Genomic DNA, 2,080 nt, shown 5'->3' with positions numbered 1-2,080 from the left:
AAAAATATAAAATTCATGTGCAATTTTCAGAGAACAAAATTCTTTGAAATAAGATTCTAACTAAATCGAAGATTTAGAGAATCATAGTATCAGGTGATGATGGCGTAGAGGAAACACTCCTTCCCATTCCGAACAGGAAAGTTAAGCTCTACAGCGCCAATGGTACTGCACGGGAGACTGTGTGGGAGAGTAGGACGTTGCCTGGTTAGTAGAAATCCACTTACTTAAGTAAGTGGATTTTTTTTTGTATAAAGAATACCACTGGTTAGACCGGTGGTTCTAAAAAGCTTATAGCTATGAGTGGATAAAAAAACCTCCTTTGGTAAAGATAAATTGGGTTTCGCAGCCAATTTATCTTTACCAAAGGAGGAATGTTATTATGAACAATGATAGTTTAGCACATAGCAAATGGAATTGTAAATATCATATAGTTTTCGCACCAAAGTATAGACGACAAGTTATTTATGGAAAAATAAAAAGTGATATTGGAGTAATTTTAAGAAAATTGTGTGAGTATAAAGGTGTAGAAATTATAGAAGCAAATGCATGTAAGGATCATATTCATATGTTAGTAAGTATACCGCCCAAATTAAGTGTTGCCGGTTTCATGGGATACTTGAAAGGAAAAAGTTCACTTATGATATTTGATAGACATGCAAATATGAAATATAAATACGGCAACAGGACATTTTGGTGTCGGGGATATTATGTGGATACAGTAAGCAGAAATAAAAAAGTTATTGAAGAGTATATAAAAAATCAGATACAAGAAGATTTAGCATATGAACAATTAAGTTTGAAGGAATATATCGACCCGTTTACGGGTGACAAAGTACCAAAACTAAAGTAACAAGCTACTTTAGTAGCACAATGAAAAGATAAGCAGTCGGCGAACCCGTTCAGAGTGCGAGTAGCACTTGCTAGTATCATCGCCTTATAGGCGTAGAGCAAACCACCCGTTTAACGTGTGGTTCTGATTTATATAGTATTTAAGTAAAGCTGTTTAGTAAGAAGATAAAAATAGTTATATTTTATTATTTGTAGATATAGTAACTTTAAAATATATTATGTACAGTAGGATAAATTAATAATAACTAGTTAAAATTAGAATAATATTTATACACATAGATTATAATTTACGAGAATTACATAAGTTGTAGTTAAATGAAATAAGATAATTAAATCTAATATGGAGTTGGTAAATAGATTTTGATATATATTTAAATGGTGTTATTATATTTTAGCAAATAACCTTTTTAAGTTTAATTATAAAGTATAAGAATTATATTGCACGGGGGAGAACTTATCCAATTAGAAAGAAACATGAATAGATTACTTATAAGTAATCTTTAAATTAAGATATTAAATTTATAATTAATTATAAGGATCTTGAATATTTTATATCTATTAATGTGACCTATTTTAAAAAGAAATTTTACTTGTATGACTATAATAATATTAGAGTTAAATATAATTTTTTAATATAAATCTAAAAAAATATTACACTATATACGATGAAGTTAGAAAAAAAGAAAGCATTTTAAATTATAAATATAGAAAATTATAAAGTGTTTATTAAAATTTTTAGGTTAAATATTAATCCACATATACTATGTGGATAATGTTAATTATGTTGATAATAGAATTATATAATTAATTATAGCTGTGGATTATGTGTAATAAGTGGATAACTATTTAAGCAATATCGAAACACTACTCCTAGTGTATCAATATACTAAAATAGAAGAAAAAATAAGAAAAAAGAAGAATAAAGATATTAATTAAGAAAAATAATACTGATATAATCTTTTTATAGTTAGATAGAGTGATAAGATAAATCTCGTCGCTGATGCGAAACAACAAAAACACAAGATAAAAAAGCGTTTGACAGTTGTTTTGGTAAGTGATAAGATAGGTCTCGTTGCTAACGAAACTAAGTCAAAAAAACTTTGAAAAAAGTTGTTGACATAAAGTTGAGTGAGTGATAAGATAAGGAAGTCGCTTGAAGCGATAACAAAATATGGTCTTTGAAAATTGAACAGAATATAGTTAAAATAAATCCAGCAATTCTTTTGAGAGT

Annotated in this window: 1 protein-coding gene and 1 rRNA gene; both read left to right on the top strand. The window is 27.7% G+C overall.

Going from position 1 to position 2,080, the window contains the following annotated elements; all coding sequences use genetic code 11:
- Positions 1 to 89: 89 nt before the first annotated feature.
- Positions 90 to 206 (top strand): 5S ribosomal RNA (rrf, locus tag H8S10_RS17775).
- Between the two features lie 173 nt (positions 207 to 379).
- Positions 380 to 850, top strand: coding sequence for an IS200/IS605 family transposase (gene tnpA, locus H8S10_RS17770; RefSeq protein WP_186839737.1), 471 nt, complete (start codon positions 380 to 382; stop codon positions 848 to 850).
- Positions 851 to 2,080 lie beyond the last annotated feature (1,230 nt).

The organism is Clostridium sp. NSJ-49 (genome assembly GCF_014287725.1).
GTDB classification, from domain to species: Bacteria; Bacillota; Clostridia; order Clostridiales; family Clostridiaceae; genus Clostridium; species Clostridium disporicum_B.
This window is presented reverse-complemented; position numbering and strand designations above follow the sequence as displayed.